We start from the raw sequence: 26,876 nt of genomic DNA on the forward strand, positions 1-26,876 counted from the left end.
GGATGGGCGTCGGGCATGGTGGGTTTACGGCCAGGAGGGACCGTTGTAGCATCTGGTCCGCCCGCGGCGGGAGGGAATTTTCGGTCCGGGCCGGCGTTAGGTCTGAGTATGAAAGCTATCGTGTACCGTGCCACCGGCGATCCGTCTGTTCTCGAGCTCATCGACCGTGGCATCCGCGACCCGGGGCCCGGGGAGGTGCGTGTGCGGATCGTGGTGTCCGCGGTGAATCCCACTGACTGGAAGTCGCGCCGCGGCGCCAAACCGGGGGAGTCATTGCCTTTCGCGGAGGTCGTGCCGAACCAGGACGGCGCCGGAGTGGTGGATGCCGTCGGACCCGGCGTCGAGCGTTTCCACGTCGGCGACAGGGTTTGGCTGGCGTTGGCCGCCTACCAGCGCGCCGACGGCGGGACAGCCCAGGAGTTCTCCGTCCTGCCTGCCGAGCGGGTGTTCCCGCTGCCGGAGAACGCCGGGTTCGACGTCGGCGCATGCCTGGGCGTTCCCGCGGTCACCGCCCATCGGGCCCTGACCATCGCCGAGGACGGGCCGCGGCGGCTGCACCCGGGAGCCTTGGACGGCAAAGTGGTTCTCGTCGCGGGAGGTGCCGGCGCCGTGGGCCACGCGGCGATCCAGCTCGCCAGGTGGGCCGGAGCCGTTGTGATCACGACCGTGAGCGGACCTGCGAAGGCTGCGCTGGCCACGGCCGCCGGCGCCAATCACGTCATCAATTACCGGGAAACCGACGCAGCCGCGGAGATCCGCCGGATCGCTCCCAACGGCGTCGACCAGATCGTGGAGGTGGCACCTGCGCGGAACGCGGAGCTCGACCTGGCAGTGATCCGCAACCGCGGCTCCATCGCCGTTTACGCCAACAACGGCGGCGATCTGGTGAGCCTTGACGTGCGCAGGCATTTTAGCCTCAATGTCCGCTACCAGTTCGTGCTGCTCTACACCGTTGGCATGGCGGCGGTGCAAGCCGCCGCCGAGGACATCAACGCGGCCATCGCCGACGGCGCACTTCCGGTGGGAGAGGCCGCGGGCCTGCCGCTGCATCGCTTTGACCTGGTTGATACGGCTGCGGCCCACGCGGCGGTGGAAGAGAGCATCGTCGGCAAGGTGCTCATCGATGTGTCAGCGGGTTAGCAGGTAAACGCATCGGGATCCCGGCGCTGTCCCACGTCGCCGGCGCCGTACATCAGTGTTGCTCGCATGTCGGGTTTCCTTACTAAGTTGTGGGCCGGTTTCCAGTCAACAGGGGTCACGGCCCTGCTGGGAGTGCATGTCAGTACCCCCATAAGTGCGGGGCAGGCAGTCAGCGGGCAGGCTCCGCTTGAGCCACAGGCCGTGCGGCCGGCAACATCCTGGTGCGGCGGGCAGCGAGGTCTGCAGGCAGGATGAGGGCCGCTGCAATGGCCAGGGCGAGGAGCAGCAGGACACTGCCCGTGGTGAGCGCAGAGCTGACTTGGGCGGCCAGGTCCGCTGCGGCGGTACCGGCCGTGGGCGCTGTCGCAGCGGCGGCGACCGCAATGCCGAGCCCAAGGCAGGTGCCCACTTGATGGAAGGTGTTCACCAGGCCCGAAGCTGCCCCGGCGTCGGCCGCGGGCGCACCGATGATGCCGAACGAGGTCAGCGGCGCGAACGCCAGACCCTGGCCGGCGCCGATGAGGATCATCGGCAGGGCGATCCCTGTCAGGTAGGAGGAGTCGACGCCGGCGCGGCTCAGCCAGAACATCCCCGCGAGGGTCAGCAGTATCCCGGTCAGCAGGGGGACTGAGGCCGGCAGCCGTCCCGCGAGCCGCGGGACCGCCATCGCCACGGCAAAGTTGACCGCGGTCATGGGGAGGAACCCGATGCCGGCCTGCAGCGGGTCGAAGCCCAGCACTTCCTGCAGGAACTGGGTGGTGAAGAAGAAGAATGAGATCATCGCGCCGAGGTAGAGGAAGCGGGCCAGGTAAGCGCCGGTGCGGCGGCGGCTCGCGAACAGGCGGAGCGGCATGATGGGCTGGGCTGCCTTGCGTTCGATCAGCACGAAACCAATCAGGAGGACGACGCCGGCGCCCACGCTGGAGGCGGTGACCGGTGAGTTCCAGCCCGCATCAGCGGTGTTAATGATGCCGAACACGAGCGCGCCCACACCCAGGGTTGCGCTGAGCGCGCCGAACACGTCGAAGCTGCCGCTGGCCCGTCCGGTTTCCGGAAGGAACCGGGGAGCGAGCGCGATCATCGCCGCTCCGATGGGTACGTTTACGAAGAACCCTGCCCGCCAGGAGATCCAGTGGGCCAGCGCCCCTCCGATGACCAGGCCAAGGCTGGCGCCGATCCCTGCTGTGGCACCGTAGAGGGCGATGGCCCGGGTGCGCTCACGGCCCTCCGGGAAGCTCGCCGTGAGCAGGGACAGCGAGGCGGGCGCGACGATCGCTGCTCCGATACCCTGGACGGCGCGGCCGGCGATCGCCCACCAGCCTGCAGGTGCCAGTCCGATCAGCAGTGACGCGAGGGAGAACACCACCAGCCCGAAGACGAACACGCGCCGCCGGCCCAGCAGGTCTCCTGCCCGGGCGCCCAGCAGGAGCAGTCCGCCGAAGACCAGCGTGTACGCGTCCTGGACCCACGAGAGCTCGCCGGTGCTCAGCTGCAAGTTGGCCTGCAGGCTGGGCAGGGCTGTGAAGATGACCGAGTTGTCCAGCAGGATCATGAAGTAGCTGGCGAGGATGATCGCCAGGATCGCTGCCGGGTGGGGAGCTGTTGTGGGTACAGGTTTCATGCTTTCAATGGAACAGTGATTCCTTGCGGGCCGGGAGTCACTGCTCTTCCGGGTAATGCCAGTGCCTCCCTCGTTCCGGGGCGGCGGCGTAGCGTGGGTGCCATGACACACAGCGATGACGTGCGGAAATTCCTGACCTCCCGCCGCGCGAAGATCACGCCTGAGGAGGCCGGGCTGCCGGCCTACGGCGGCAACCGTCGCGTTGCCGGGCTGCGCCGCGAGGAGGTCGCGATGCTCGCCGGGATGAGCATCGATTACTACATTCGCCTTGAGCGCGGCAACCTTTCCGGCGCCTCGGACAGTGTCCTTGAAGCCCTCGGGCGTGCCCTCAAGCTCGACGACGCCGAAACGGCCCACCTTTTCGATCTTGCGCGCGCCGCCACGGCTTCCCCGCGGGTGCGCCGCAAACGCAGCCCGCTGACGGTGCGGCCCAGCGTGCAGCGCGTCATCGATGCGATCACGACGGCGCCCGCGTGGGTCCGCAACGACCGCGGCGATGTCCTGGCCGCCAACGAGTTGGGCCGGGCTTTGTACCTGGACCTGATGGCAGAACAAACCACCCCGCCGAACAGCGCACGCTTCACGTTCCTGAACCCGAAGGCGCGGGAGTTCTTCGCCGATTGGGAACGCGCGGCGGATGACATGGTGGCCGTCCTGCGCTCCGCGGCCGGGAAAAACCCGTACGACAAGGACCTCACGGACCTGATCGGTGAACTCTCCACCCGTAGCGAGGAGTTCCGCACCAGGTGGGCCCGTCATGACGTGAAGTACCACCGCACCGGCCGCAAAAGGCTCCACCACCCGATCGTGGGTGACCTGGACCTGAGCTTCGAGGCCCTGGAGCTGGCCGCGGATCCGGGACTGCGCATCAACGTGTACACAGCAGATCCCGCGACACCTTCGGAGGACGCACTGAAGGTCCTGGCCAGCTGGGCTGCCACCCAGCGCACCGCCGAAGAAATCCCCGTCAAGGAGAAGAATTGACTGACCGCCCCACCACTGTCCTGATCATCGGTGCCACCGGAAGCATCGGCCGCCACGCCGCGGCCGAGGCGCTGAAACAGGGCTACGCCGTCCGGGCGCTCGTGCGTGACAGGACCCGCGCCGCCCGCACCCTTCCCGACGGCGTCCAAATCGTCGTCGGCGACCTGACCCGCCCCGAAACCCTCGACGCTGCTGTCGAGGGAGTCGATGCTGTTGTATTCACCCACGGATCCACCACCACTGAACGCGACGTGCGGGACAACGACTACACCGGGGTGGCAAACGTCCTCCGTGCACTGGGCGGTCGTCGGGTGCGGATTGCCCTGATGACCGCCATCGGCACCACCCGGCCCGGCGTCGCCTACGCCCAGTGGAAGCTGCGCAGCGAGCGGCTCATCCGGGCAAGCGGCAACCCCTACACGATCGTCCGGCCCGGCTGGTTCGACTACAACCAACCCGACCAGCGCAAGATCGTCATGCTCCAGGGCGACAGGCGCCAGGCAGGAACACCGGCCGACGGCGCCATCGCCCGCGACCAGATCGCCCGCGTTCTCATCGACAGCCTTCACACCGAAGCCGCAGACCACAAAACCCTCGAACTCATCGCCGACCACGGACCCGAACAGGACCACCTCACGTCAGTCTTCGACTCCCTGACGCCGGACCCAGTCGGATCCTTCGACGGCGCCGAAGACACTGTCGACCTCCCCGTCACGCAAGAACCCGAGACGTTCCGGCAGGACCTCGCCACGATCTCGGCCGGAAAAGGGCCGCGCGGCGAGCGGCGCTGATGAATCTTGCCACGTGGCTGCAGGAAATGCTGCTGTAGATTTGGACGCCACCCGCGTAGAATTGAGCGGCGGCGCGGGGTTCCTATGTGCCGCCTAGTTCACAAAGATGGATCGCATCATGTTTGAGACGCTTCTATGTAAGTTGAACCTGGGACACCACTGGCTGGCCGAAACCGACCCGGATGGGACCTTCCATCGACGCTGCACGAGGTGCGGAAAATCCAGTCGCCGAAGCGCCGCCTGGTCCGGACACCTTGCTGCAGGGGACCGGCCGCCGCCCCATGACAGCAGCACTTACTTCTGACAACCCGTCAACCAGAGCGGGAACCGTCCCGGGCACCGATCAAAGAAAGCCGGGGTTAAAAGGCAGGCAGCGCCCCTGGACGCGAATGGCCAGTCCTTCGACATTGCTCAACACGCCCTGCTCTCCAGCCTGGCCCGCGTCCCAACCGCCCTTCATGGGTTACGTACCAATCACTTGGAGGTCATGCAGCCGGGAAACTACGCCGTTCGCAGTTGCCTCGATTCCTTCGCCGGTTGAAACGGTCAGTCCCGTTTCGTCTGCCTGGAGGGGCTCCAATGTCTCCAGTTGGGAGCTGAGGAGCGAAGGCGGCATGAAGTGCCCGGGTCGCTGGGCCAAGCGGCTTTGCAGGAGGGGCAGCGCGACGTCGAGCTGAACGAACATCGCCGAGGATGCTTGGGCTCTGATCGCGTCCCTGTAGGCCCGTTTCAGAGCCGAGCAAGCCACAACGATTCCCTCGGGATGGTCCGAGGCCAGCTGGGAGCCGACGCGTTCGAGCCAGGGCCACCGGTCCTCGTCTGTGAGCGGGGTGCCCGCGGCCATCTTCGCGATGTTGGCTGGAGGATGCAGTGAGTCGGAGTCCACAAAGGTGGCACCGAGTTGTTGCGCCAGGGCGGCGCCTACGGTGGATTTTCCTGCCCCGCACACGCCCATTACGACAAGTACGGGTTTCATCAGAGTGTTCCCTGCTGGGCTGTTCCGGCGGGGATCGGCGAGAGCCGGGTGACCTCGACGGGCCCCTGCAGAAGGCCCTCGAGTGAGGCGTTGAGCCGTTTGACGGGCTCACCTGCGCCGTGGGCGTCGAGCAGTTCGGCAGTTTCCCACTTTTCGATCATGATGATCTGGCCGTTGGGTGCCTCATGGATGGCGTAAAGCTCGCACCCGGGCTCCTCATGGACTTCGGCGATGGCGGGGGAGAGGGCGGCGGCAACTTGGTTGAACGCGCCGTCCCTGGGCGTGAACACGGCGGTGACGATGACGGTCATGATGGTTTTTCCTTATCGGGTAGGGGAGAGCAACAGTGGTGAGCAGCTACTGCGGGGGAGGAAGTCTGCGTTGACTTCGATCCTGCGGGGGGTGTCGGGGAGTCTGCCCTGCATGCGCCCCAGTACCAGTTCCAGGGAGTGCACCGCAAGCATGCCGATGGGTTGCCGGATCACACTCAGGGGCGGGCTTGTCAGTTCCGTCCAGGGATTGTCGTCAAAGACAATGACCGACAGATCGCCGGGAATGCTTGTGCCCGTTTGGACGAGGCGGCGGACTGAGCTTTGGACCTGCGCCGTGTTGGCCACTATGAGGCCTGTTGGCCGTTCAGGGAGGGCGAGGAGGGAGCCGACGGCGTCACCGCCGCCGTCTCCCCGGAACGGGATGTCCCTTACCAGTTGCGGGTCCACTTGGACTTTGAAGTTGTTGTGCGCGGACTGGTAGCCCTGGATCCTTGATCTGCCCGTAGAGGTGCTGGCAGGACCTGAGATGAGGCCGATCCGAGTGTGCCCCAGTCCAAGCAGGTACTCGGTGGCGCGTCGGGCTGAGTCCACATTTTCGATGCTTACGACGTCGACACTCGAGAGTTCCGGGATGGTGCGGTCCACGAAGACGACGTTCACGCCAAGGGACTGGAGGCGCGCCCACTTTTCTATGTTGGCTCCGGTGGGGGTGGCGATTACTCCTCCGACGGAGCGGTCAAGGAGCGTGTCGAGGGAGTCCGCTTCCAGATGCGGGTCTTCCTGGGTAGTCATGACCACGACCTGGACGCCGTGGCTGCGGGCTTCCCAGACGACCCGGTCAGCAAGCTGTGCAAAGAAGGGGTTGGTCAGGTCTGCTACGACCAGGCCAACAGTGGGCGTGTGGCCGACGCTCAGTTCGCGGGCGGCGGCGCGGGGGCGGTATCCCAGCTCGTCGATGACTCTGAGCACCGATTCCCGCTTGGCCGGCGCTACCGGACCTGATTCCGGATTCAATACGCGGGAGACCACGGAGACCGAAACGCCCGCCGCCGCCGCGACATCGCGGATAGTTGGCGCTTTCTTCACTGCTCCTCCTCGTTGAGGTCCTCTGCCGGCAAACGGATCCACCGCGAGCATCTCATCCCCGCGGCGGTTCCGGTGCCAGGAAACCTTTGTGTCGTGTGACTGTTGACACAGCCTAACACCGACTGGTACAAAAGTGGAACCGGTTCCACTCCGGTCCTTGAATTCCAGTCAGCGACGAAGAAGTTGCTCCGCCATCCCGGTGGAGGGTCCTTCCGACGCTTATCGTCAATCAGAGAGATCCCCATGAACCTCCACAAACTTCTCAGCGACCGCGAGCAGCAGGGCCGCCCTGTGCGGGTCGGCCTCATCGGAGCCGGCCGTTACGGCACGATGTATCTGGCCCAGGCGAACAACATCCCCGGCATCCACGTGGTCGCCATCGCCGACATCAACGTCAAGCGCGCCGAAGGGGCCTTTGAACTGGTTGGCTGGCCGAAGAGCCAGATCGCGCCGGACATTGCCACCGCACTGAGGGACCGCTCCACGACGATCGTTGCAAACGCCGATGAGCTTTTTGATGTCGATATCGATGTCATTGTCGAGGCCACGGGCAACCCGATCGTCGGCGTGAAGCACGCCCTCCGCGCCATCGAAACCAAGAAGCACATCATCATGGTCACAGTCGAAGCAGACGCACTGGCAGGGCCCGCGCTGGCCCGTCGCGCCGAAGCCGCCGGCGTCGTCTACTCGATGGCTTACGGCGATCAGCCGGCCCTGATCATGGAACTCGTGGACTGGGCCCGGACCAGCGGATTCGACGTTGTCTGCGCCGGCAAGGGCGCGAAGTACCTTGAGCACTACCACGAGATGAACCCTGACAACGTCTGGGAAAACTGGGAGTTCTCCAAGGAGCTCACCGACTCCGGGCAGTTGAACCCGAACATGCACACCTCCTTCCGCGACGGCACCAAGGCCGCCATTGAGATGGCAGCAGTCGCAAACGGTGCTGCCCTGGTGCCTTCTGACACGGGGTTGAGCTTCACCCCCGGGGATGTCGAGGAAATCGCAACGATCTGCCGTCCGGCCGACGTCGGCGGGGCACTCGCCCACGAAGGCAGCGTGGACGTTATGTCCAGCGTCAACCGCGATGGGACCTGGATCCCTCACAACACCCAGGAAGGCGTCTTCGTCGTCGTCAAGGCAACGAACGACTACGTCTCCGGCTGCTTCAACGAATACCCCTGGCACCCGGACCCGACCGGCCAGTATGCAGCCCTCTACCGCCCGTACCACTACGTCGGCCTCGAACTCAACGTTTCCATTGCCAACGCCGCCCTCCGCGGCATTTCCACCGGGTCACCCGTCGGGTTCTTCGGCGATGTTGTGGCGACGGCGAAGAAGGACCTCAAGGCAGGCGAGTTCCTCGACGGCGAAGGCGGGTTCACCGTCTGGGGCAAGCTCGTTTCGGCCAGGCACTCCGTCAGCACCGGCGCGTTGCCGGTTGCTCTCGCCCACCACGTGGAACTTCGCAATGACATCGCCAAGGGCGCCATTGTTGGCTGGGATGACGTCATTATCGATGATTCCCTCGCCCAGGCACTGGAACTGCGCCGGGAGACCGAAGCCCTCGTCACGGAATCCGCTCTCAGCGCCTGAAACCCCGCACGGAACCGGGCGCTGCAACAAACGTCGGCTGACGTCGTTCACGCCTCCGGAAACAGACTCCTTCCAACGAAGAAAGGCATCACATGAAATCCACCACCCGCGCCCTCACCGGAGTGCTGGCCTGCACGCTCGCAGCTTCAGTCCTCGCCGGATGCGCCTCCTCGGCCGCCCCCGGCGCGGCGGGAGCTCCACCGGCGAAGATCCAGCTCTCGATCCCGGACCCGCTCACGTCCTCGGTCGGTGTCTCGGCCCAGCATTTCGCTGACCAGGTCAAAAAGACGTCCAATGGATCCGTGACCGTCACCGTTGTCCCCAACGGTACGAGCTTCAGCGGAGACCAGAACGCCGCAGTCACACGCCTGCAGGGCGGATCCCTTGACGCACTTATCCTCTCAACCTCGGTCTACGCGTCAGTCGTGCCGGAAATGAACGCCATCAGCATCCCGTACCTCTTCAAGGACACCACCGAGGAGGCAGCCTTCCTCACCGGAGAGCCTGGCAAGGCGCTCAAGGACAAACTCGCCGCCAAGGACACCGTGGCGCTGAGTTTCCTGACCAGGACCGGCCGCGAGATCACCAACTCCGTCCGCCCGATCACGCAGCCCTCGGACCTTAAGGGCCTGAAAATCCGTGTCCCGGGCAACCCGCTGTGGACCGACTACTTCAGCAAGCTCGGCGCGAGCCCGACCACGATGGCCTTCTCCGAAGTCTTCACCGGCCTGCAGACCGGAACGATCAATGGGCAGGAAAACCCCATCGAAGTACCATGGACCAACAAGTTTTCCGAGGTCCAGAAGTACGTCTCGCTGACCAACCACATCAACGACGCCTGGGTCCTGGCCCTGTCCTCCAAAAAGTGGGACACCCTCACCGAGGACCAGAAGAAGGCCCTCACGGAAGCCTCGGAAGAGACCGCGACCTTCAAAACCGGCTACGACGCCGAGCAGTCCAAGAAACAGCTGGACGAGCTGAAAGCAAAGGGCATGCAGGCCAACGAGGTCAGCGCCTCCGGCCTTGAAGAATTCAAAGCCACCTCAAAGAGCCTGTATCCGGTGTTTTCGGACCTGATCGGCAAAGAGTTCTTTGACAAGGCGATCGCCTTCACCGCCAGCAAGTAGCACTCTCAGGCCCGGGGAGCCCCGGTTCCCCGGGCCCGCAGCACCAAGTCCCACTCTCAACGTCGACAGTCTGGAAGCCACATGAAACACACCATATCGCCGGAGGAACTTGAGGAGGTCATTCCCTCAGACGCGGAAGAAATCCTGCATCACGGCCACGTCCCACCGCGATGGAGCGGCGCGGTTTGGTTCGACAAGGCCCTCGAATGGGTTGTCGGCGCGGCCATCATCGCCGAACTGGTCGTGATCCTGCTGAACATCATGGTCCGGGTCGTCACCGGCGATTCAGTCCTCTGGACCCAGGAAGCCTCCGAAATCGCGCTGCTGACCATTGCGTTCATTGGCGGTGCGATCGCCTACCCCAAGGGCGCACACATGTCCGTCCAGGCCCTTATCATGCGGCTTCCCGCAACCTGGAAGCCCTACTTGGCAGCCCTCGTCGACTGCCTCGTCTTTGCGATGAGCGCTGGCACGTTCGCGCTCTTTGTCCCTACCCTCGTCCAGCAAATCGAGGAAAAGACGCCCATCCTGCAGTTGCCCGTGTTCTGGGTCTCACTTCCCTTCTCCATCGGCATGGTCCTGATCGCCTGGTTCGCGCTGCTCAAACTGTGGCGCCAGGAACGCCGCCCCGTACTGGTCGCGGCGGGCATGACCGCAGCCCTGTTTGTCCTCGTCATGGTCGCCCAGCCGCTCTTCTACTACGCCTCGCCAAACGTTCTGCTCGCCGTCGTCCTGGCAGTGCTCTTCATACTGCTGTTCCTCGGACTGCCCATCGCCTTCGTTCTCGCCCTGGCCTCCGGGATCTACCTGTTCCTCGGCGGAATCTCAGACGTCAGCGCCATCCCGATCGGCATGGCCTCCGGAGCCAAGGGCTTCGTGCTCCTGGCCATCCCGTTCTTCATCCTCGCCGGAACCGTCATGAACTCCGCCGGCCTCACCCTGCCGCTGGCCCGGCTAGTCGATGCCCTCATCGGACATCTCCGCGGAGGGCTCCTTCAGGTCGTGGTGGTGACGATGTACATCTTCTCCGGCATCTCCGGCTCCAAAGTCGCTGACGTCGCAGCCGTCGGCACCACCATGCGCGGCATGCTCGAAGAACGCAAGTATCCCCGCGGAGAAGTCGTCGCCGTCCTTTCCGCCTCAGCAATCATGGGCGAAACCATCCCTCCGAGCATCGTGCTCCTGATCCTCGGATCCATCACGACCATTTCCACGACCACCCTGTTCCTCGCCGGGTTCGTGCCGGCCGCCTTCCTGGCCCTCGTGGTCATGGCACTCGTCTTCCTCCGCGCCCGCAAACAGGGCGGCATCGCCAGCCCCAAGGCCACTTGGAAGGCACGCGGAACGGCCACCTTCTTCGCCATCCCCACCCTGCTGCTCCCGGTAGGCATGGTCGTAGGGATCCTCAGCGGCTTCGCCACCCCCACCGAAGTTTCGTCGGTGGCCGTCGCGTACGCCTTCATCCTCGCCGCCGCGTACCGTCGCGGAAGCAAGCGCCTGCTCGGTGACACTTTGCGGGAAACGACGACGACGGCGGGCATGGTTCTGTTCATCATCGCGGCGGCCTCCCCGCTGGCCCAGACACTCGCCCTTGCCGGTGTGTCGCAGCAGATCCACGACCTGATGTCAGGGCTGGGCGATTCGCCGTTGCTCTTTATGCTCTTCACGATCGTGCTGCTGATCATCATGGGGCAGTTGCTTGAGGGGCTCCCGGCTGTCCTGATCTTCGCGCCGCTGCTCCTGCCGATCGCCGTCGACTTCGGGGTCAACCCCGTGCAATATGCCATGGTCCTGATCATCTCCATGGGCATCGGCTCGTTCGCGCCACCAGCCGGCGTCGGCTTCTACGTTGCGTGCGCCACTGCACACGAGACCGTGGAAAGGAGCCTCAAGCACTTCTGGCCCTACCTCATCGCGGTGTTCCTGGGACTGCTGGTGCTTGCTGCCGTCCCGTGGTTCAGCACGTTCCTGCCCGCCCTCGCCGGACTCATCCCCTTCTAAACCCGATGACGACTCCGACGCCTGGGCAGCCAGAACTGCCCGGCGCCCTTCGGTCCGTGGCCCTCTTGGGCACCGGACCGATGGGCGCACCCATCGCACGAAACATCCTCAAGCACGGCGTTCCCCTCACGCTGTGGAACCGCACCCCGGAAAAGGCCCGCGCCATTGACGGCGGCACCTTCGCCGCCTCCCCGGCCGACGCCGCACGGGACATCGTCCTCACCGTCTTGCCCGACCTGCCCCAGCTCGAGGCGCTGCTCCACGGCGACGACGGACTCCTTCACGGATGGAAAGCGGCCGGAATCGAGCATCCAATCCTCGTGGTCCACGGGACGGTGTCACCCGTGGCTGTCGCACAGTTCGCTGACGACTGCCAACGCAACTGGGGAGTCGCCGTCGTCGATGCCCCCCTGAGCGGCGGGACCATAGGTGCCGAGGAAGGGCGGCTGAGCATTATGGTCGGAGGCGCCTTGGACGCGGTGGAACGCGTGAAACCGGTCTTCGAGCTCTACAGCTCCACAGTGATGTGGTTCGGCGAAACCGGTGCAGGGTCAACCGTCAAAGCCTGCAACCAGATCGTGGTTGCCGCAACCGTAACGGCTCTGGCCGAGGCAATGGTGCTTGCAGATACAGCGGGACTGGACCTGGAGAAGGTCCAGGCAGTGCTTGCCGGTGGCCTGGCGAACTCCGAGGTGCTGGCGCAGAAGGGACGACGCTGGATCGACCGGGACTTTAAAGATGGCGGCTCAGCCAAAAACCAACTGAAGGACCTTCGGTTCATCGCCGAAGTTGCCGGTCATTCAGGGCTGCGGCTCCCGCTGGCCGCGTGCCTCCAAAACTCCTTCGAAAACATGGTCGCAGCAGGTGACGGCGACCTTGACCACACAGGAATCTACCGGACCATCCGAAGCTAGTCCCTGCCAATCGCCTCAGGAGGAACCCACCGACAACTGGTTCACCTGCCGGTCAGGAAAGGCCGGGCTTTCGAAGCCCGGCAACATGGACGGTGACGCCCAGATCCCGGATGTTCTCCTGCATTTCCTGGGGGAGCTGTTCGTCGGTGATGACCGCATCGAGCTTTTCGAGCGGGGTCACGCGAAATTTTGAGACGGTTCCGAACTTTGTGCTGTCTGCCAGCAGGAAGCAGGACGTGGAAGCCTCCAGGGCAGCGAGCTTGACTTCCACTTTGTCCATGGAGGGTGTGGTGACCCCGCGGGACATGTTCCAGGTCCCGGTGCTGAGGAAGAACAGATCGACGTTGATGCCCTTGATGGCTTCCGCTGCTATACGGCCTGAGCTGGAGGCGCTGGATGCGTCCACCGCGCCTCCGGTGTGGATGACCTCAATGTGGGGGTGGGCAAACAGGCTCGTCACCACGTAGAAGTCGTTGGTGACGACGGTAAGGTCCTTGCGCGCGCTGAGGTAGGGGACAACGGACTGGCATGTGGTCCCGGCGTCCAGGAAGACCACCATGTCGTCCTCGATGAATCCGGCTGCGAGTTCGGCGATGGCCTGCTTGCGGGGCAGCTCGAGCTGTGCCCTGAATTCCCGCTCCCGGGGAGGGGCCTGGCCGGTCCATTCCGCCAGGCGGACCCCGCCCTGAACTGAGACGACCTGCCCCGAATCCTCCAGTGCTGTGATGTCACGCCGGACAGTCATATGGGAGACGTTCATGTAGTCCGTGAGACTGCGGATACTGAGCACCCCCTCGCGCCGCAGCAGTCGGAGGATTTCCTGATGGCGCTGCTCGGGGATAAGCGGTCTCGCTGTCGGATTCACGTAAGGCTCCTTTGGAATGAATCCACCTTAACAAATTTTCACGCAATGTTCCCATGTGTGAAAATTTGGGATAGGATCTTAAATCATGTTAACAAAGTTTGAAGTGATGGAAACCATAGTCCGGTCCGGCGCCCTGTTGATCGCCCGGCTCGATTCCGCCGATGAGGCTTATCGGGTTGCCGAGGCTGCCATAGAAGGCGGCATCCGTGCCGTGGAGGTCCCGCTGACCGTCCCGGGCGCGCTCGGGGTTATCGAGAGGCTCACGGACAAGTACGGCGAGCAGGGAATCGTGGTCGGCGCGGGCACTGTCCTTGATGCCGAGGCGGCCTTCGCTGCCATCTCTGCGGGAGCGCGGCTGCTGGTCAGCCCCCAGCTGAACCGGAAGATGATCGCTGCGGGGAACCGCTACCAGGCGGTCACGGCCAGCGGTGCCTTCACTCCTACCGAAGTAGTGGACACCCTTGAAGCGGGGGCTGACATCGTGAAGTTGTTCCCTGCCGAACTCGGTGGGCCCTCATACGTCAAGACGATCATGGCGCCTCTTCCGCAGGCGCCGATCATGCCCTCCGGGGGAGTGACCCCGGAAAACGTCAGCGCCTGGTTCGCTGCCGGTGTCACCGCTGTCGGCGTCGGCAGTTTTGTCACCAAAGCCGCACAGGCCAACGGGGACTACGGGCTGGTGGCACAGGCTGCCCGGACATTCCTCGACGCAATCAACGACGCCCGCGGCTGACGCCAGGGCATTCCCACACCCGAACCGGCAGCAACTGTCGGCCCAGAACACAAAGGAGTGAGCTGCATGAGCCAAACCTCAGCAGAAACGAATGCGCCCGAGATGGCGGCCTCAAAGAAGAGTGTGAAGATCCGGTGGTACCTGATCGCCCTTCTCGTCATCGGCGGGATTATCAACTATCTGGACCGCAACAACCTGAGCATCGCCAACACAACCATCGCCAAGGAATTCGGCCTCAACGCCCTGCAGATGGGCCTGCTGCTCTCAGCCTTCTCCTGGCCCTACGCCATCGCGAATCTTCCCGCCGGATACCTCGTGGACAGGTTCGGTCCTAAGCGCATGTTTGCTTGGGCTGCAGGTCTGTGGTCCATCGTGTCGATGGTGTCGGCGCTGGCCAACTCCTTCGGTTTCCTCTACGCGGCCCGTGTTGCCCTGGGTGTTGCAGAATCCCCGTTCTTCACGTCCGGGCTGAAGGTTGCCGACAAATGGTTCGACAAAACCGAGCGCGCCCTCCCCGTATCAATTGTTAACACCGGCTCCCAGATCGCCAACGCAATCGCGCCCCCGCTGCTGACCTTCCTCATGCTGACCATGAGTTGGCGCGGGATGTTCCTGGTCATCGGAGCCCTGGGAATCGTCATCGCCCTGGTCTGGCTGCGGATCTACCGTGACCCCACCCTCAAGGAACAGTTCCTTATCAAAGGTGCTGAGTTCGAGGAAGCGCAGAAGCCTAAGGAAAAGCAGGCCGGATGGGGCGAGCTCTTCAAGCACAAAAACACCTGGTTCATGGTTCTGGGCGCCTTCGGCATCTTCTACACGGTATGGGTGTACCTCACTTGGCTGCCCAGCTACCTCCAGACAGCCCGCGGCTTCAGCCTGAGCCAGATCGGCTGGCTCGCCGGCCTGCCGTTCCTCTGCGGCATCATCGGTGTGCTGACAGGCGGTATCCTCTCGGGCAGGCTGATCAAACGTGGTGTCCCCACCATCACCGCCCGGAAAATCCCGATAGTAGGTGGTGCGCTCCTCGCAGCAGCGGCCGTCCTGCCGGTGGCATATGTGGAGAACACCGCCCTGGCGATTGTCCTTCTCTCCGTGGGCTACTTCGCTGCCCAGGTTCCCATCGGCGTCCTGTGGACGCTGGCCTCGGACATTGCTGAACCGAACCAGGTGGCCTCACTAGGAGCGATCCAGAACTTCGGCGGATTCCTCGGTGCCGCCGTGGCGCCGATAGTGACCGGATATATCCTGACCGAGACGGGCGGCAATTACACCATGGTGTTCCTGATCGGTGGAATGCTGTTGATCGTCGGGGCGCTGTCCTACGGACTCTTCGTCAAAGACCGCCGGGCAGCCACAACGGCGGCATAAAGTAAATCCATGCGCACCGCTGTGGCGGGGGCCGATCAGGCGCCCGCCACAGCACCATCCACGTTCAAGGAAGAACAGGCAGTTGACCACCACCATTCCCAAAGTCTTTTTCGTGATCGGCCCTGCCGGTTCCGGAAAGTCAAGCGTCAGCCGGCAGATTGCCCGACGGTTCGGGGCCGCCTACATCGATAAGGACACCGCTGCGACGGGCTTCACAGAGCTGCTGCTGGCGCTCAACGGCTCAGATCCCAATGAACGCGACAACAACGATTTCTACCAGACGACCATCATGCCCCTGGAGTATGCCGCGATTCTGGACCTCACGAGGGACAACCTGTTGACCGGTAACTCAGTGGTGCTGGACGCACCCTTCGGAAAGTACTTTTCCGACAACGATTATCTGACGAAGATCCGCGTGCGTCACCAGTGGCCTGAAGCCGAACTTGTGGTGGTCCACGTCCGGCTCGCCGGAGAGGCCCTCCGTCAACGCCTCATCTCCCGCGGCTACCCGCGGGATGAATGGAAGCTTTCCAACTGGGAGACCTTCTGGGCCGGAGCCCAAGCACACTCATGCCACTGGACCGGTGCAACCCACATCGACTTCGACAACAGTGCCTCAGAATCAGACCTGACAGTCTTCGAGTCCGAACTTTCTCTAAACAAACCTTGATCGGCTCCCGATGAAGAACGGTGAACCACCAGTGCTGAATCACCGGGCAGTCTGGACGCGGTCTGTCGTAGGGGTTTTATGCCCAGAGCACCTCTCCTGCTTCGGGAGGCTTAACGGCTCATTCCTCGGCCGTCCCCAGGCCCTCGTGCCAGTTCAGCACGCAATGGAGTCGTGCCGAGCAGCACCCTGAGGCCCGGCACAAAGCGCGACACATGGCCGATCCCGAACGAGCAGAAGAGACCCGGCACGGATACAACCACGAACTTGGCTCCCGGCGGCCAGGCCGTCTGGAGAAGGGCCACCTGAAGGCCCACGACGACGAAGACGTGCGGGATGTAGGCTGCGTAACTCGCTGTGGCCATCGGGGCGAGAAACGGCGTGGGTGTATGGAATACTTCGCGGAACGCAACTACGAGTCCCACCGACACAACCCAGAGGTTGGACGCCTGGAGCCAGTAGGCAGCCGCTGCAGCGCTGGTTCCCAAGACCAGCCACACGAGGCCAGCCCTGCGCGGGATCCGCCGGAACCAGTCGTTGCTGTAAGCCATGATCCCGAGCACGAACATGCTCAGGTATTGCGCCAGGTTCGCTGGCTCAGCGGGTAACACAAAGAACAGCGGAACCCAGTCATCGACGGGGAACCACCACCTCACGACCCATGTGACCAGGATCAATGCGGCGGTGAGTAAGAAGATGACGGTGTGGCCGGGCGGCGGCAGCTGCCTCGAAGGCACGCCCGAACCGGCGCGGCGCGCCCACGCCGCATAGACGGCCGAATACAGAAGCAGGTGTCCCAAGAACCATAGGTGCAGGTAGGCGCCCTGCCAGGCTCCGGCGTAAAGCGATTTTATGAGGTCACCCGGGTCAGGGCGTCCGGTTGCGAAGTAACACGAGCGGGACGTTTACCACCAGGACGAAGAACACGAGAGGTATCCCAAGTCGGGCCGATCGTTCTTTGAGAAATCGACCGGGACCTTGCGTGCTTAGGGCCCAGGGACAAGGAAGCCTGCCAGCAGGAACAGCAGGCCCAGGCCCACTGCTGCGTTCACCGTGTAGAAGGGCTGAAACCAGTCGGTGGTTACCGGGTCCTTTACAGGCCAGAATCCACCGGTGGGCCCATAAGCCTGCGCCGCGTGATGAATGATCACCATGGAGATGATCGGAACCCTCGAGACGTCGAGGAACACCAGCCGCCCGGATGCTGCTGTCCCGGACATCGCTCGTCCTCTCCGTCCCGGTGATGGTGTGCTGGATCAATGCTTGTGCATAGGTGCGCCCTGGAGCCAGAGCCCAACGACCCGCAGCACTCAAGCCCCGCCCGGTCCGGGGAGATGGTCCTCAGCCCTCACGTGAATGATGTCGAGGCCGGAAAGCTGAGGCTGGCGAGCAAAGGGTGCCGCCGTCAGTGGTGAACACGGCCCTTCTTGCCTAATGCGTTAGCGTCCACTAACGTAATAGGTGTGTTGGATGCCTTGGAGATCGCAGCGGAGCCGAACCGGCGCCGGCTGCTGCATCTTCTGGCCCGCCAGGAACAGGCAGTGGGGGAGTTGGCCGCCCACTTCACGGTCAGCCGTTCCGCAGTCTCCCAGCACCTGCTGTTGCTTGAGCAGGCTGGCCTGGTTGCCGCCCGCAAGGAGGGACGCAACCGGTACTACAGGCTCGACCCCCAGGGAATGGGCCGGCTGCGTGCGCTGGTGGAGCAGTTCTGGACTGACGAACTGGACCTGCTCGCCGCAGACGCCGCCGCGTTGGCCGAAAACCGCCATAAACCAGAGAGCCCGGCACCACCCCGCCAGACACCTCATTCAAACAAAGGATCGCTCACATGAGCTTCGATAAAACCATCCACCTGCCCGTCGACGCAGACGAGGCATTCGCCCTGATCACCCAGCCGGAACGCCTGCGCCGCTGGAAGTCGGTTGCCGCCCGGGTGGATCTACGGGTTGGTGGCGAGTACCGCTGGACAATCCTTCCGGGACACCACGCCGCCGGCACGTTCCAGGAGATCGAACCGGGCAAACGCATCGTGTTCACCTGGGGCTGGGAATCCGCTACCGACCTGCCTCCTGGCGCGTCCACGGTGACCATCACGCTGGAGCCCGAGGCAGGCGGCACGTCAGTGCGCCTGGTGCACGAGGGACTCACCCCCGAGCAGGCAACGGCGCACGCGGAAGGTTGGAACCACTACCTGGGACGCCTGGTTCTCGAAGCATCGACAGCTGAAGGCGCCGGCCCGGACGAATGGGCATTTGCCCCCGATCCCATTGACCACCTCATCTCGGCGGACGCTTCACTTGCCGTGCTCCTGGGCGTGCTGCGGAAGCTCACTCCGGCAGACCGTGACAAGCCGACGCCGTGCGAGGACTTCACCGCACACGAACTCCTTGAGCACCTGGCCGGCTCCTTGAGGAACATCGGCACAGCCCTGGGTGCAGACGTCAAAGACCGCACTGACGCCGCACCCGAGGTCCGCGTCGCAGAACTGGCGCAGCCCACACTGGAGGCGTTCGCCCACCGTGGCGTTGACGGCACCATCGACATGGGATTCGCTGAACTCCCCGCCACCATGGTGGCCAGCATCCTGAATCTCGAGCTGCTCGTGCATGCGTGGGACTTCGCGAAGGCAAGCGGCCAGGATCTGGCCGTCTCCAACGTCGTTACCGACTATGTAGAGGCACTGGCGATGACGACTATCTCCGACCAGGTCCGGTCCGGCCGCAGCTTCGCCCCTGCGCAGCCCGTCGCGGAGACCGCAGGCAGCCTCGAAAGACTCATTGCGTTCACCGGCCGGACCGTCACCGCCTGACCGGTTCGCCCCGCCACAACAAACAACCAGTCACGAAGGAAGGAACGAAAATGTCCAAATTCCTCTTTATCTACCACGCCCCGATGACGCCCGCCGAGGCCGCGCCGCCGGCACCGGAAGACATGGAAGCGTCCATGGGGGAGTGGAACGCCTGGGCCGCCAAGGTCGGCGACGGGCTGATCGACTTCGGATCCCCGCTGGCCAACGGCGTCCGGGTATCGCCCGGCGGAGCCACCGCGCCGAGCCAGCGCGAAGTAGCCGGGTACAGCCTCATCCAGGCCGAGACTGCAGAAGCGGCCCTGGAGCTCGCCAAGCAGCACCCGCACCTGAACATGCCGGGGTGCGAAATCGAGGTCCACGAGGCCCAGCACATCCCCGGAATGTAGTCCAAACTCCCAATATTTATGGGGCCTGTGCTCGCCGCTTCACAGCAGCGGCGAGCACACGGCACCGCCCGGGTTGCCGTCGTGACCGCTTACAGGGTTTTCGCCCGGACTTCCGTGCTGAGGTCTGCTTCAGCAGCGCTTTCAGTGGCTGTAACGGGGGTGGAGGGCTTACTGTCCGTCATGCCGGCGGGCCCGGATGTGCCGGGCTGGGGGAGGGTCCGCAGCCGCCACAGATTGACGAGTATCAGGCCGGCGTTCAGCCCTATGCCCGGAACGGCGCCGATAAGTGCATTGTAGGCAATGAGGACGATGCAGGCACCGAGGTTGAGCAGGTGCAGGCGTCGGGGCCGGGCCTGGGCAAGGGACACCAGGATCAGTGCGGATCCGAACCAGCCTATGGTTTCCACCATCAGCGGCATTGCGGCTCCTCGGCGGCGATCAAAGGATGGTCATGTTCGGTGCGGCCCACCGCTGCCGCTCCCTTCGGAGATCCGAGAACGTCGAAGAACCCGGCGTTGGCGCCCCCATAACCCGCCCATTCTTCCGGCAGATCCTCCGAGTAGTAGATTGCTTCCACCGGGCAAACAGGGTCGCATGCTCCGCAGTCGACGCACTCGTAAGGGTGGATGTAAAGCATGCGCTTTCCTTCGTAGATGCAGTCCACGGGGCATTCCTCTATGCACGCCTTGTCCTTCACATCCACGCACGGCTGCGCAATCACGTAGGTCATGGCGCCCTACACGCCCGTGTAGACGGTTTTGCCCCACGTGAAGAAGTCCAGGGCGGACTTGCCCTGCTCGCGGAACGTGTTGGTGGAGGAGTCCTTCACGCCGCCGAACGGCACGTTCAGGTCCAGGCCGGCCGTCGGACGGTTGACCTTGATGACGCCGGCCTGCGCGCGGGCCGCGAAGTCCGTGGCGCGGGCCAGGGAGTCGGTGCAGATGCCAGCGGTGAGGCCGTAGCGCGAGTCGTTGATTGCGGCGAGTCCGGCCTCGTAGTCCGCCACTTCAAGAACGGCGACAACCGGTCCGAAGATCTCCTCGGTGACTGCTGCGTCGTCGAACGGCAGTCCGGTGAGCACGGCGGCCGGGAAGTACAGCGGCCGGCCGGGATCGCCGTCGTGGGTTTCATCCAGGATCCCGGAGCCGGAGAGCAGCGTGGCACCGCGTACGACGGCGGAACGCACCGCTGCCGTGTTCTGCGAAAACTGGTTGCTGCTCACCACAGCCCCCATCGGCGAGTCCAGACCGTCACCGGGCGCGTAGGCGGCGGCTTCCTCGGTGAGGGCCGCCAGGAAGACGTCGCGGATGCCCGGTGTGACGTAGACGCGGGACGTTGCGGTGCAGGCCTGGCCGGTGAGTCCGAAGGCCCCCGCGGCCACCACTTTTGCGGCCTTGCCGGCATCTGCGTCGTCGAGGACCAGGACGCCGTTCTTCCCGCCCATTTCCAGCTGGACCCGGGCACGGCGGGCGTTCAGGATCTCCTGCAGGCCAAGCCCCACCTTGGTGGAACCGGTGAAGGACAGGCCGGCGACGCGGGAGTCGCGGGCCAGGGCGTCGCCCACCACGCGGCCTTTGCCGTGCACCACGTTGAAGACGCCTGCGGGCAGCCCGGCATCCTGCAGGGCGCGGGCCAGGTGGGTGGCGGAGAGCGGGGTCAGCTCAGCCGGCTTGATGACCACGGCGTTGCCGCTGATCAGGGCGGGCGCGGCCTTCCATGCCGGGATGGCGATGGGGAAGTTCCACGGGGTGATCAGCCCCACCACGCCGAGGGGCTCGCGGCGGGTGGTGATGGTGGTGTCCGGGAGGCCGCTGGGCAGCACCTCGCCGGTGGCCGCCCAGCCCAGGGAGCCGAAGAAGCGGAGCACGTCCGAGGCACGCTTGACCTCGCCTTTGGCCTCGGCCAGCGTTTTGCCTTCTTCCCGGACCAGGTCCTCGGCGATGGCGCTCTGGCGTTCGATCAGCAGGTTGCCGGCGGTGATGAGGATAGCCCCGCGGGACGGCGCTGGCATGGCTGCCCAGCCGGGCTGGGCCGTGGCAGCCGCGGTGACGGCGGCGTCGACATCGTCCGCGCTACCGCTGGGGGAGAGGGCTGCAAGCTCGTCCGGGCGGGCCGGGTTCATCCGTTCGGTGTCCGCATCGCCCAGCCATTCGCCGTTGATGAGGTGCCGGGCGGTAAGAAGTCCGCGGTCCGTCCGGGTGGACAGGTCAGGCGTTGTGGAAGTCATGGGGTTCCTTTGGGGGAGGGAAAATGGATGTCTAGAGGCTGCGGATGAGGCCGCCGTCGCACCGGAGTGCCACACCGGTGATGTACGACGCCGGTGCGCTGCACAGGAACGCGGCGGCGGCGCCGAATTCCTCCGGCTCGCCGTAGCGGCGGGCCGGAATGGTCTTTCGGGATTCCAGCTGGATGTCCTCCGGCGTGGTGCCCCGGCGCTTGGCGGCGGCCTGGTCCAGTTCGGCGACCCGGTCCGTGCCGATCCTGCCGGGCAGGAGCATGTTGACAGTCACCGCGTCCAGCGCCACTTCCGCAGCGAGCGTCTTGAGGTAGCCTGCCAGGGCCGCCCGGCCGGTGTTGGACACCGCGAGGTTGGGCAGGGGAGCCGCCACCCCGCTGGAGCCAATGGCGAGGATCCGGCCCCAGCGCCGGTCCCGCATGCCTGGAAGCACGTGGGAGATGAGCGCGTGGTGCGGCTTGACCAGCAGTTCGAACGCAGCGGCGATGTCCCCGGAACTGAGTGTGGCAGCGGCGCCGGGCTTCGGGCCGGGGCCGTTGAGGACCAGGATGTCGATGGGCCCCAGGTCCGCCACGGTCTGTTCGACGGCGGACGCGATTCCTTCGGCCGTCGTCAGGTCCGCTTCGATGGCCACCGCATCAAAACCGGTGGTTCCGTAGGCGGCGTGGAGTTCGGCGACGATCTCCTTGCCACGGTCACGCCGCCGCCCGACGATGGCAACGCGGGCACCTTCGGCGGCGAGGGCGCGTGCCACTGCCAGTCCCAGGCCACCCGTGGAGGCCGCGACAAACGCTGTCTTGCCGGCGATTCCCAGGTCCATCAGAAACCCCCTGCAAACATGGTTGTGGACTGCGCTTCCAGCGCCTCGGCCGCTTCGCGCAGGTGCGCCAGCATGCCTGGCCGCAGCTTCTCCGGGAAGGCCGCCCCGGGTGGACGGACCCCGGGATCCTTGATGAGCCCGCGCTGCAGCAGGCATTCTTTGCGGACGGCCAACGCGATTCCTGCCTGCTGTTCAAAATTGACCAGCGGCAGGTACGGCAGCAATTGGTCGCGTGCGGCCTCATACCCGTCGCGCCGCCAGGCGCGGACGCAAGCGATCAGCGCTTCCGGATAAGAGAATCCCGTCATGGCGCCCGCTGCGCCGGACATCAGCTCATCCAGCAGTCCCTGCCCGCCCAGGCCACCGAAAACGGAAACCCCGACGGCGGCCGTCAGCTCCGCGATGGCGACGCTGGTGGGTGGTGCTTCGGCCTTCACCGCGATGACGAAGGTGCACAGGTTCACCACTGAGATCAGGGCCTTGGTGCTGATGCTGACACCGCTGGCCAGCGGATAATCCTGCAGGACCACCTTCGCTCCGGTGGCCCGGTGGATGGCATCCAGGTGCGCGGCCACCACTTCCGGCCGGGCCGAATTGACCTGCACCATCACGGCCGCCAGGCGCCCGCCGGCCGCTTCCTGAGCTGCCCTGGTTTCCTCGATGGCGGGCCGGGTGGCCAGGGCGGTAATGCCCACCACGAGTGGAAGGTCAGTGCATTCGACGGCAATCTCCAGGACCTGACGGCGTTCCTCTGCGGCCAGAGCGGCAGCTTCACCAAACACTCCCAGGACAGTCAGCCCGGTGGTGCCGATGGCCTCGTAGTGTTCCACAAGCCCGGACAGGCTGTCCAGATCCACGTCCAGGGTGCTGCCCTGGAGCGGGGTGGCGACGACGCCCCATACCCCCGGCGCCAGGGATTCCCGGGCCGACGTCTCAGGTGCACTTGCTGCCTGCATCTGTTTCTCCTTCTGTTCCTGCTGCATGTTGGTGGGCATCAGCGGCCGGGCCAGGCCGGCGGCCGTTTTTCCTGGAAGGCGCGGACCCCTTCGGCGGAGTCTTCGCTGTCCAGGGCGGCCATAAGGGCCGGCAGGCGAAGCCCGCGGGCCTCTTGGGCGGTGAGATGGCCGGTCTGTGTGACCATCTGCTTCACGGCCCGGACCGAGGTGGGGGCGCAGGCGAGGATCTGCTCCACCCAGCGCTGCACCGCGGTGTCGAGCTCGTCTGCCGGAACTACTTCGTTGACCAGGCCCATGGACTGCATCTCCGTGGCATCTGCTTTGCGGCCGGTGAGGAGCATGCCCATCGCCTGGGTGTGGGGGATGCGGCGCACCAGCTGGTGGATACCGCCGTCGAGCGCCAGGCGCCCCACCCGGGGCTCCGTCAGCCCGAACCTGGCGTCCTCCGAGGCGACGACGATGTCCGCGCCGAGCACAATCTCCATGCCGCCGCCCAACGCGTAGCCGTTGACCCGGGCAATGACCGGGATGTCCAGGCTGGTGCGCAGGCTGAGGCCGCCGAAGCCGTTGGGGTCCAGGCCGGCCCAGTATTCCAGGCCGGTTTTGTCCACCGCGGAGGCGGACATGTCCGCGCCCACGCAGAACGCGCGGGTGCCGGCGCCTGTGATCACTACGGCGCGGATACTGGAGTCCTGTTCCAGCTGGGCCCAGATTTCGTTCAGCCGGGCCTGGGCGGTGCCGTCAACGGCGTTCAGGACGTGCTGGCGGTCAATCACCACAGTGGCAACGTGCTTTTTGATGGTCAGGGTGACTTCATCCACTGCCTGCGCAGCTGTGCCTGCCTTGTGCGTTTCTGAAACCGTGGTCACCTGAGCACCCCCAGCTGCTGCAGGCGTTCGATGGTTTCGTCGTCGAAGCCGTTTTCCCTGAGGACTTCCACATTGTGTTCGCCGAGCCGCGGCGCCACGCGCCGGATGGTGGGCGGGGTGGCGGAGAGCCGGATGGGGGCATTGAGCATGCGCACGGTTCCCACACCGGGGTGTTCGGCTTCCACGACCATGCCGTTGGCCTCGGTCTGCGCGTCGGCGAGGGCCTGCTCAAGGGTATGGACCGGGGCGTTCAGCAGGCCCTGGTCCTCCAGGCTGGAGGTCCAGTATTCGGTGGTGTTGGTGGCGATGCGCTCGCGGAAGATGGCCTGCAGCGCGGGCTTGTGCTTGAACTGCTGCTTGAGGTCCGCGAATTCGGGCCGGAGCGTGAGGTCCTCGTCCAGGCCAAGCGCCACCGAGATCCGCTTGAGCGGGTCGGGGGTGAAACCGCCCACCATGCATACCGCGCCGTCGGTGGTTTCGAACACGCCGCTCAGCGGCATGGCGCCCCAGTTGACCTCGTAGCCGCGGTTGAGCTGCATGCACGCCTCCTGCATCTGCAGGTGCAGCATGGAGTCGTACATGGTCACCTCCACCTTCTGGCCGACGCCGGCGGTCTCCCGGGTGCGCAGAGCAAGGAGGATGCCCTGCATGAGGTGCATGCCCGTGATGTAGTCGCAAAGGGTGGTGGGGTAGATTCCGGGTTTCGCATCTTCGGATTCGCGACGCCACATGACACCCGAGTAGGCCTGGGCGATCGCGTCCTGGCCGCCCTTGTGGGAGTAAGGGCCCACCGGGCCGAAGCCCGTGCCTGAAGCCCAGATGATGCCGGGGTTGTTCTTCTTGAGTTCCTCGTAGCCGAAGCCCATGCGTTCCATCACGCCGGAGCGGAAATTGCTGACCACCACGTCCGCGTCGGCCAGGAGGACGTGCAGGACGTTCCGGCCTTCTTCTGTCCGGGTGTCCACTGAAATGCTGCGTTTATTGCGGTTGATGGACAGGAAGATGGGGTTGTCCTGGCCGTCCTTGTCCGGGAACGAGTTGCGGGAAATGTCCCCGGCGCCAGGTCGCTCCACCTTGACAATGTCCGCGCCGTAGTCGCCCAGCAGCTGCGTGCAGGACGGCCCCATGAATACCTGGGTGAAGTCCACGATCTTGATGCCGTCCAGCGGGAGCGGCACTGTGGTGCGTTCCTCCGCGGTGGCCGGTGCCGCCGTCGTTCCTTCAAATTCTTCGATGATGGTGCTCATGCCCCCACCACCGCATCCTGGTCAAGGGTGGCGTTCGCTGACGGGACGTCGCCGGGGTCCGCGCCGTGCCTGCGCATGCCCTGCTGGATATCCACTGCGGACACGTCGCGGACCAGCAGGCCGTTCTCGACGGCGAGTGCGGCTGCGACGCCCACGGCCTGGCCCATGGCCATGCAGGGCGGGATCTCGCGCGACATCTTCTGCGCCTCGGGGGTGGCCGAGTAGTGGCGGCCGGCAACCAGCAGCTGGTCCACTTCCTTGGGCAGCAGCGAGCGGTACGGGTAGTAGTAGTCCCGGCCGCGGGCCACGGTGTCGGCGAAGTGCCGGCGCTGGGTGACGTCGTCCTTGGTCATGACGTATTCGCCCTCCAGGAGGCGGGTCTGGCGGACGCCCATCTGGGACGCGACGTCCAGCATGTAGCAGTTTTCGAAGCCGGGCAGGTTGGCCCGGACGTAGTCCACTGCCTCGGAGATCCGGTCGCGGGCGGCGAACTCGGCGGCCGTCATGTCTGCCGGGTCCGTGCCGTCGAAGCCGGTCATGTGCGGGGCGTTGCACCAGACCACGCCGTCGATGGGGGTCTTGAGCCACCACAGTTCCCAGGCGCCGCCGAGGAGGCGCTTGATCTTGCGGTTGATGGCACGGGCTTCCTTCGGGTTGGCCTGTTCAAAGGCCTCAGCCGCTGCCGTGTTCACGTTGCCCAGGCGGAAGACGAGGGTGGTGAGGTAGTTGTCCTTGGCGTAGCTGGCGCCGGCCCGGGAGGCGACGTCGATGTCGCCGGTGGTGTCGATGACGATGTCGGCCATGAAGGCCTGCGGCCCCAGCTTGGTTTCGCAGATGACGCCCTTGATCACACCGTTGTCCACGATGGGCCGGGAGAACCAGGAATGCAGGCGCAGGTCAACGCCGGCCTCGCGGACCAGGTCGTTGGAGACGCGCTTCCAGCCGTCCGGATCGAACGCCGCTGCGTAGCAAATGGGCTTCGGGTTGGTGTGTGAGTGGAAGTCGAAGGTGCCGTAGCGGCCCCATTTGTTCCAGAGTTCCGCGGAGGTCTTGCGGTCATCGGCCGGCGGGACGACGGCGAGGCCAAGTTTTTGCAGGCGTTCGACGTATTCGGAGACGATGCCGGTCACGGTGATTTCCTGGCCGTTGATCATGTCGTCCAGTACCAGGACCATGCCGCCGGATGCCAGGCCGCCGAGGGAGGAATACCGTTCCAGCAAGGTGACCTTTGCACCGGAGCGGGCGGCGGTGACGGCGGCGGCAACACCTGCCGGGCCACCGCCCACCACGAGGACGTTGGAACGGGAGATAACTGGTGCGGTGAGGTCCGCTGTGCTGGTGCTGAGTTCGAGCGAGTTCATGGGGATCCTTAACTTTCCGGCAGGGACGCCGAGGGTACGGCGGAGGGAGCA

The 26,876-nt window shown here is 64.9% G+C and carries 28 protein-coding genes; 13 read left to right on the forward strand and 15 right to left on the reverse strand.

Annotation, left to right across the window (positions count from 1 at the left end; all coding sequences use genetic code 11):
* Nucleotides 1-108: 108 nt before the first annotated feature.
* Entirely contained in the window at nt 109-1,140 is a 1,032-nt protein-coding gene (locus ABIA70_RS11845) for an NADPH:quinone reductase (RefSeq protein WP_354147752.1), read from the forward strand.
* 169 nt (nt 1,141-1,309) lie between these two features.
* Here the strand turns inward: ABIA70_RS11845 and ABIA70_RS11850 are convergent, their stop codons facing one another.
* Complete coding sequence (locus ABIA70_RS11850) at nt 1,310-2,761, reverse strand: MFS transporter (RefSeq protein ID WP_354147753.1); 1,452 nt, start codon at nt 2,759-2,761, stop codon at nt 1,310-1,312.
* A gap of 102 nt (nt 2,762-2,863) precedes the next feature.
* Here ABIA70_RS11850 and ABIA70_RS11855 point away from each other — a divergent pair, with 102 nt between their 5' ends.
* On the forward strand, nt 2,864-3,745 hold the full coding sequence (locus ABIA70_RS11855; RefSeq protein WP_354147754.1) for a helix-turn-helix transcriptional regulator: 882 nt from the start codon (nt 2,864-2,866) through the stop codon (nt 3,743-3,745).
* On the forward strand, nt 3,742-4,536 hold the full coding sequence (locus ABIA70_RS11860) for an SDR family oxidoreductase (RefSeq protein WP_354147755.1): 795 nt from the start codon (nt 3,742-3,744) through the stop codon (nt 4,534-4,536). Before ABIA70_RS11855 ends, ABIA70_RS11860 begins: the two co-directional genes overlap by 4 nt.
* A gap of 463 nt (nt 4,537-4,999) precedes the next feature.
* Here ABIA70_RS11860 and ABIA70_RS11865 read toward each other — a convergent pair whose 3' ends face one another.
* From ABIA70_RS11865 to ABIA70_RS11875, 3 genes are read right to left on the reverse strand one after another with little or no spacing between them, the layout of a single operon-like run.
* Nucleotides 5,000-5,512: a gluconokinase gene (locus ABIA70_RS11865; protein ID WP_354147756.1), complete on the reverse strand. Its 513-nt coding sequence runs from the start codon at nt 5,510-5,512 to the stop codon at nt 5,000-5,002.
* Nucleotides 5,512-5,823, reverse strand: coding sequence for a putative quinol monooxygenase (locus ABIA70_RS11870; RefSeq protein ID WP_354147757.1), 312 nt, complete (start codon nt 5,821-5,823; stop codon nt 5,512-5,514). Before ABIA70_RS11870 ends, ABIA70_RS11865 begins: the two co-directional genes overlap by 1 nt.
* A 12-nt stretch (nt 5,824-5,835) precedes the next feature.
* Nucleotides 5,836-6,870: a LacI family DNA-binding transcriptional regulator gene (locus ABIA70_RS11875; protein WP_354147758.1), complete on the reverse strand. Its 1,035-nt coding sequence runs from the start codon at nt 6,868-6,870 to the stop codon at nt 5,836-5,838.
* Nucleotides 6,871-7,113: 243 nt separating this feature from the next.
* Between ABIA70_RS11875 and ABIA70_RS11880 the strand changes: the two genes are divergently transcribed.
* From ABIA70_RS11880 to ABIA70_RS11895, 4 genes are all read left to right on the forward strand, one after another.
* On the forward strand, nt 7,114-8,466 hold the full coding sequence (locus tag ABIA70_RS11880) for an NAD(P)H-dependent oxidoreductase (RefSeq protein WP_354147759.1): 1,353 nt from the start codon (nt 7,114-7,116) through the stop codon (nt 8,464-8,466).
* Nucleotides 8,467-8,558: 92 nt separating this feature from the next.
* A complete protein-coding gene (locus tag ABIA70_RS11885; RefSeq protein WP_354147760.1) occupies nt 8,559-9,593 on the forward strand; it encodes a DctP family TRAP transporter solute-binding subunit in 1,035 nt (344 codons plus the stop codon).
* 81 nt (nt 9,594-9,674) lie between these two features.
* Nucleotides 9,675-11,594: a TRAP transporter large permease gene (locus tag ABIA70_RS11890; protein WP_354147761.1), complete on the forward strand. Its 1,920-nt coding sequence runs from the start codon at nt 9,675-9,677 to the stop codon at nt 11,592-11,594.
* A 5-nt stretch (nt 11,595-11,599) separates the two neighbouring features.
* Nucleotides 11,600-12,508 carry an NAD(P)-dependent oxidoreductase gene (locus tag ABIA70_RS11895; protein ID WP_354147762.1) on the forward strand — a complete coding sequence of 303 codons (909 nt, stop codon included), beginning with the start codon at nt 11,600-11,602 and terminating at the stop codon, nt 12,506-12,508.
* Nucleotides 12,509-12,560: 52 nt separating this feature from the next.
* Here ABIA70_RS11895 and ABIA70_RS11900 read toward each other — a convergent pair whose 3' ends face one another.
* Nucleotides 12,561-13,373, reverse strand: coding sequence for a DeoR/GlpR family DNA-binding transcription regulator (locus tag ABIA70_RS11900; RefSeq protein WP_354147763.1), 813 nt, complete (start codon nt 13,371-13,373; stop codon nt 12,561-12,563).
* Nucleotides 13,374-13,479: 106 nt separating this feature from the next.
* Here ABIA70_RS11900 and ABIA70_RS11905 point away from each other — a divergent pair, with 106 nt between their 5' ends.
* From ABIA70_RS11905 to ABIA70_RS11915, 3 genes are all read left to right on the forward strand, one after another.
* Nucleotides 13,480-14,106 carry a bifunctional 4-hydroxy-2-oxoglutarate aldolase/2-dehydro-3-deoxy-phosphogluconate aldolase gene (locus ABIA70_RS11905; protein WP_354147764.1) on the forward strand — a complete coding sequence of 209 codons (627 nt, stop codon included), beginning with the start codon at nt 13,480-13,482 and terminating at the stop codon, nt 14,104-14,106.
* A 66-nt stretch (nt 14,107-14,172) separates the two neighbouring features.
* The gene (locus tag ABIA70_RS11910) at nt 14,173-15,474 is read left to right on the forward strand and encodes an MFS transporter (RefSeq protein ID WP_354147765.1); all 1,302 of its coding nucleotides are present in this window, start codon (nt 14,173-14,175) and stop codon (nt 15,472-15,474) included.
* Nucleotides 15,475-15,556: 82 nt separating this feature from the next.
* Nucleotides 15,557-16,144: a P-loop nucleotide/nucleoside kinase family protein gene (locus ABIA70_RS11915; RefSeq protein ID WP_354147766.1), complete on the forward strand. Its 588-nt coding sequence runs from the start codon at nt 15,557-15,559 to the stop codon at nt 16,142-16,144.
* A 110-nt stretch (nt 16,145-16,254) separates the two neighbouring features.
* On the opposite strand, the gene ABIA70_RS11920 is transcribed toward ABIA70_RS11915, so the two are convergent.
* Both ABIA70_RS11920 and ABIA70_RS11925 read right to left on the reverse strand, forming a co-directional pair.
* Nucleotides 16,255-16,995, reverse strand: a complete 741-nt coding sequence (locus tag ABIA70_RS11920; protein ID WP_354147817.1) for a hypothetical protein — start codon at nt 16,993-16,995, stop codon at nt 16,255-16,257.
* 132 nt (nt 16,996-17,127) lie between these two features.
* Entirely contained in the window at nt 17,128-17,361 is a 234-nt protein-coding gene (locus tag ABIA70_RS11925) for a hypothetical protein (protein WP_354147767.1), read from the reverse strand.
* 243 nt (nt 17,362-17,604) lie between these two features.
* On the opposite strand from ABIA70_RS11925, the gene ABIA70_RS11930 reads away from it, so the two are divergent.
* The 3 genes from ABIA70_RS11930 to ABIA70_RS11940 are packed head-to-tail and all read left to right on the forward strand — an operon-like array spanning nt 17,605 to nt 19,336.
* Complete coding sequence (locus tag ABIA70_RS11930) at nt 17,605-17,973, forward strand: ArsR/SmtB family transcription factor (RefSeq protein ID WP_354147768.1); 369 nt, start codon at nt 17,605-17,607, stop codon at nt 17,971-17,973.
* On the forward strand, nt 17,970-18,950 hold the full coding sequence (locus tag ABIA70_RS11935) for a TIGR03086 family metal-binding protein (protein ID WP_354147769.1): 981 nt from the start codon (nt 17,970-17,972) through the stop codon (nt 18,948-18,950). The genes ABIA70_RS11930 and ABIA70_RS11935 overlap by 4 nt, the downstream gene beginning before the upstream one ends.
* 50 nt (nt 18,951-19,000) lie before the next feature.
* Nucleotides 19,001-19,336: a YciI family protein gene (locus tag ABIA70_RS11940; RefSeq protein ID WP_354147770.1), complete on the forward strand. Its 336-nt coding sequence runs from the start codon at nt 19,001-19,003 to the stop codon at nt 19,334-19,336.
* Nucleotides 19,337-19,425: 89 nt separating this feature from the next.
* Here ABIA70_RS11940 and ABIA70_RS11945 read toward each other — a convergent pair whose 3' ends face one another.
* Genes ABIA70_RS11945 through ABIA70_RS11980 form a run of 8 tightly spaced genes read right to left on the reverse strand, consistent with a single transcriptional unit; the run spans nt 19,426 to nt 26,825 of the window.
* Nucleotides 19,426-19,755, reverse strand: a complete 330-nt coding sequence (locus tag ABIA70_RS11945; protein WP_354147771.1) for a hypothetical protein — start codon at nt 19,753-19,755, stop codon at nt 19,426-19,428.
* Entirely contained in the window at nt 19,746-20,066 is a 321-nt protein-coding gene (fdxA, locus tag ABIA70_RS11950) for a ferredoxin (RefSeq protein WP_354147772.1), read from the reverse strand. The genes ABIA70_RS11945 and fdxA overlap by 10 nt, the downstream gene beginning before the upstream one ends.
* A 6-nt stretch (nt 20,067-20,072) precedes the next feature.
* The gene (locus ABIA70_RS11955; RefSeq protein ID WP_354147773.1) at nt 20,073-21,563 is read right to left on the reverse strand and encodes an aldehyde dehydrogenase family protein; all 1,491 of its coding nucleotides are present in this window, start codon (nt 21,561-21,563) and stop codon (nt 20,073-20,075) included.
* A 31-nt stretch (nt 21,564-21,594) separates the two neighbouring features.
* Nucleotides 21,595-22,392, reverse strand: a complete 798-nt coding sequence (locus tag ABIA70_RS11960) for an SDR family oxidoreductase (protein ID WP_354147774.1) — start codon at nt 22,390-22,392, stop codon at nt 21,595-21,597.
* Entirely contained in the window at nt 22,392-23,348 is a 957-nt protein-coding gene (locus ABIA70_RS11965) for a dihydrodipicolinate synthase family protein (protein ID WP_354147775.1), read from the reverse strand. Before ABIA70_RS11965 ends, ABIA70_RS11960 begins: the two co-directional genes overlap by 1 nt.
* A 38-nt stretch (nt 23,349-23,386) precedes the next feature.
* The gene (locus ABIA70_RS11970; protein ID WP_354147776.1) at nt 23,387-24,217 is read right to left on the reverse strand and encodes an enoyl-CoA hydratase-related protein; all 831 of its coding nucleotides are present in this window, start codon (nt 24,215-24,217) and stop codon (nt 23,387-23,389) included.
* Nucleotides 24,214-25,464, reverse strand: a complete 1,251-nt coding sequence (locus ABIA70_RS11975; protein WP_354147777.1) for a CaiB/BaiF CoA transferase family protein — start codon at nt 25,462-25,464, stop codon at nt 24,214-24,216. The genes ABIA70_RS11970 and ABIA70_RS11975 overlap by 4 nt, the downstream gene beginning before the upstream one ends.
* Nucleotides 25,461-26,825 (reverse strand): FAD-dependent oxidoreductase, encoded by a 1,365-nt coding sequence (locus tag ABIA70_RS11980; protein ID WP_354147778.1) that lies wholly within the window; start codon nt 26,823-26,825, stop codon nt 25,461-25,463. Before ABIA70_RS11980 ends, ABIA70_RS11975 begins: the two co-directional genes overlap by 4 nt.
* Between the last annotated feature and the right edge of the window lie 51 nt (nt 26,826-26,876).

Origin of the sequence: Arthrobacter sp. 754, from assembly GCF_040548695.1 — a bacterium.
In the GTDB taxonomy this organism is placed as follows: domain Bacteria; phylum Actinomycetota; class Actinomycetes; order Actinomycetales; family Micrococcaceae; genus Arthrobacter.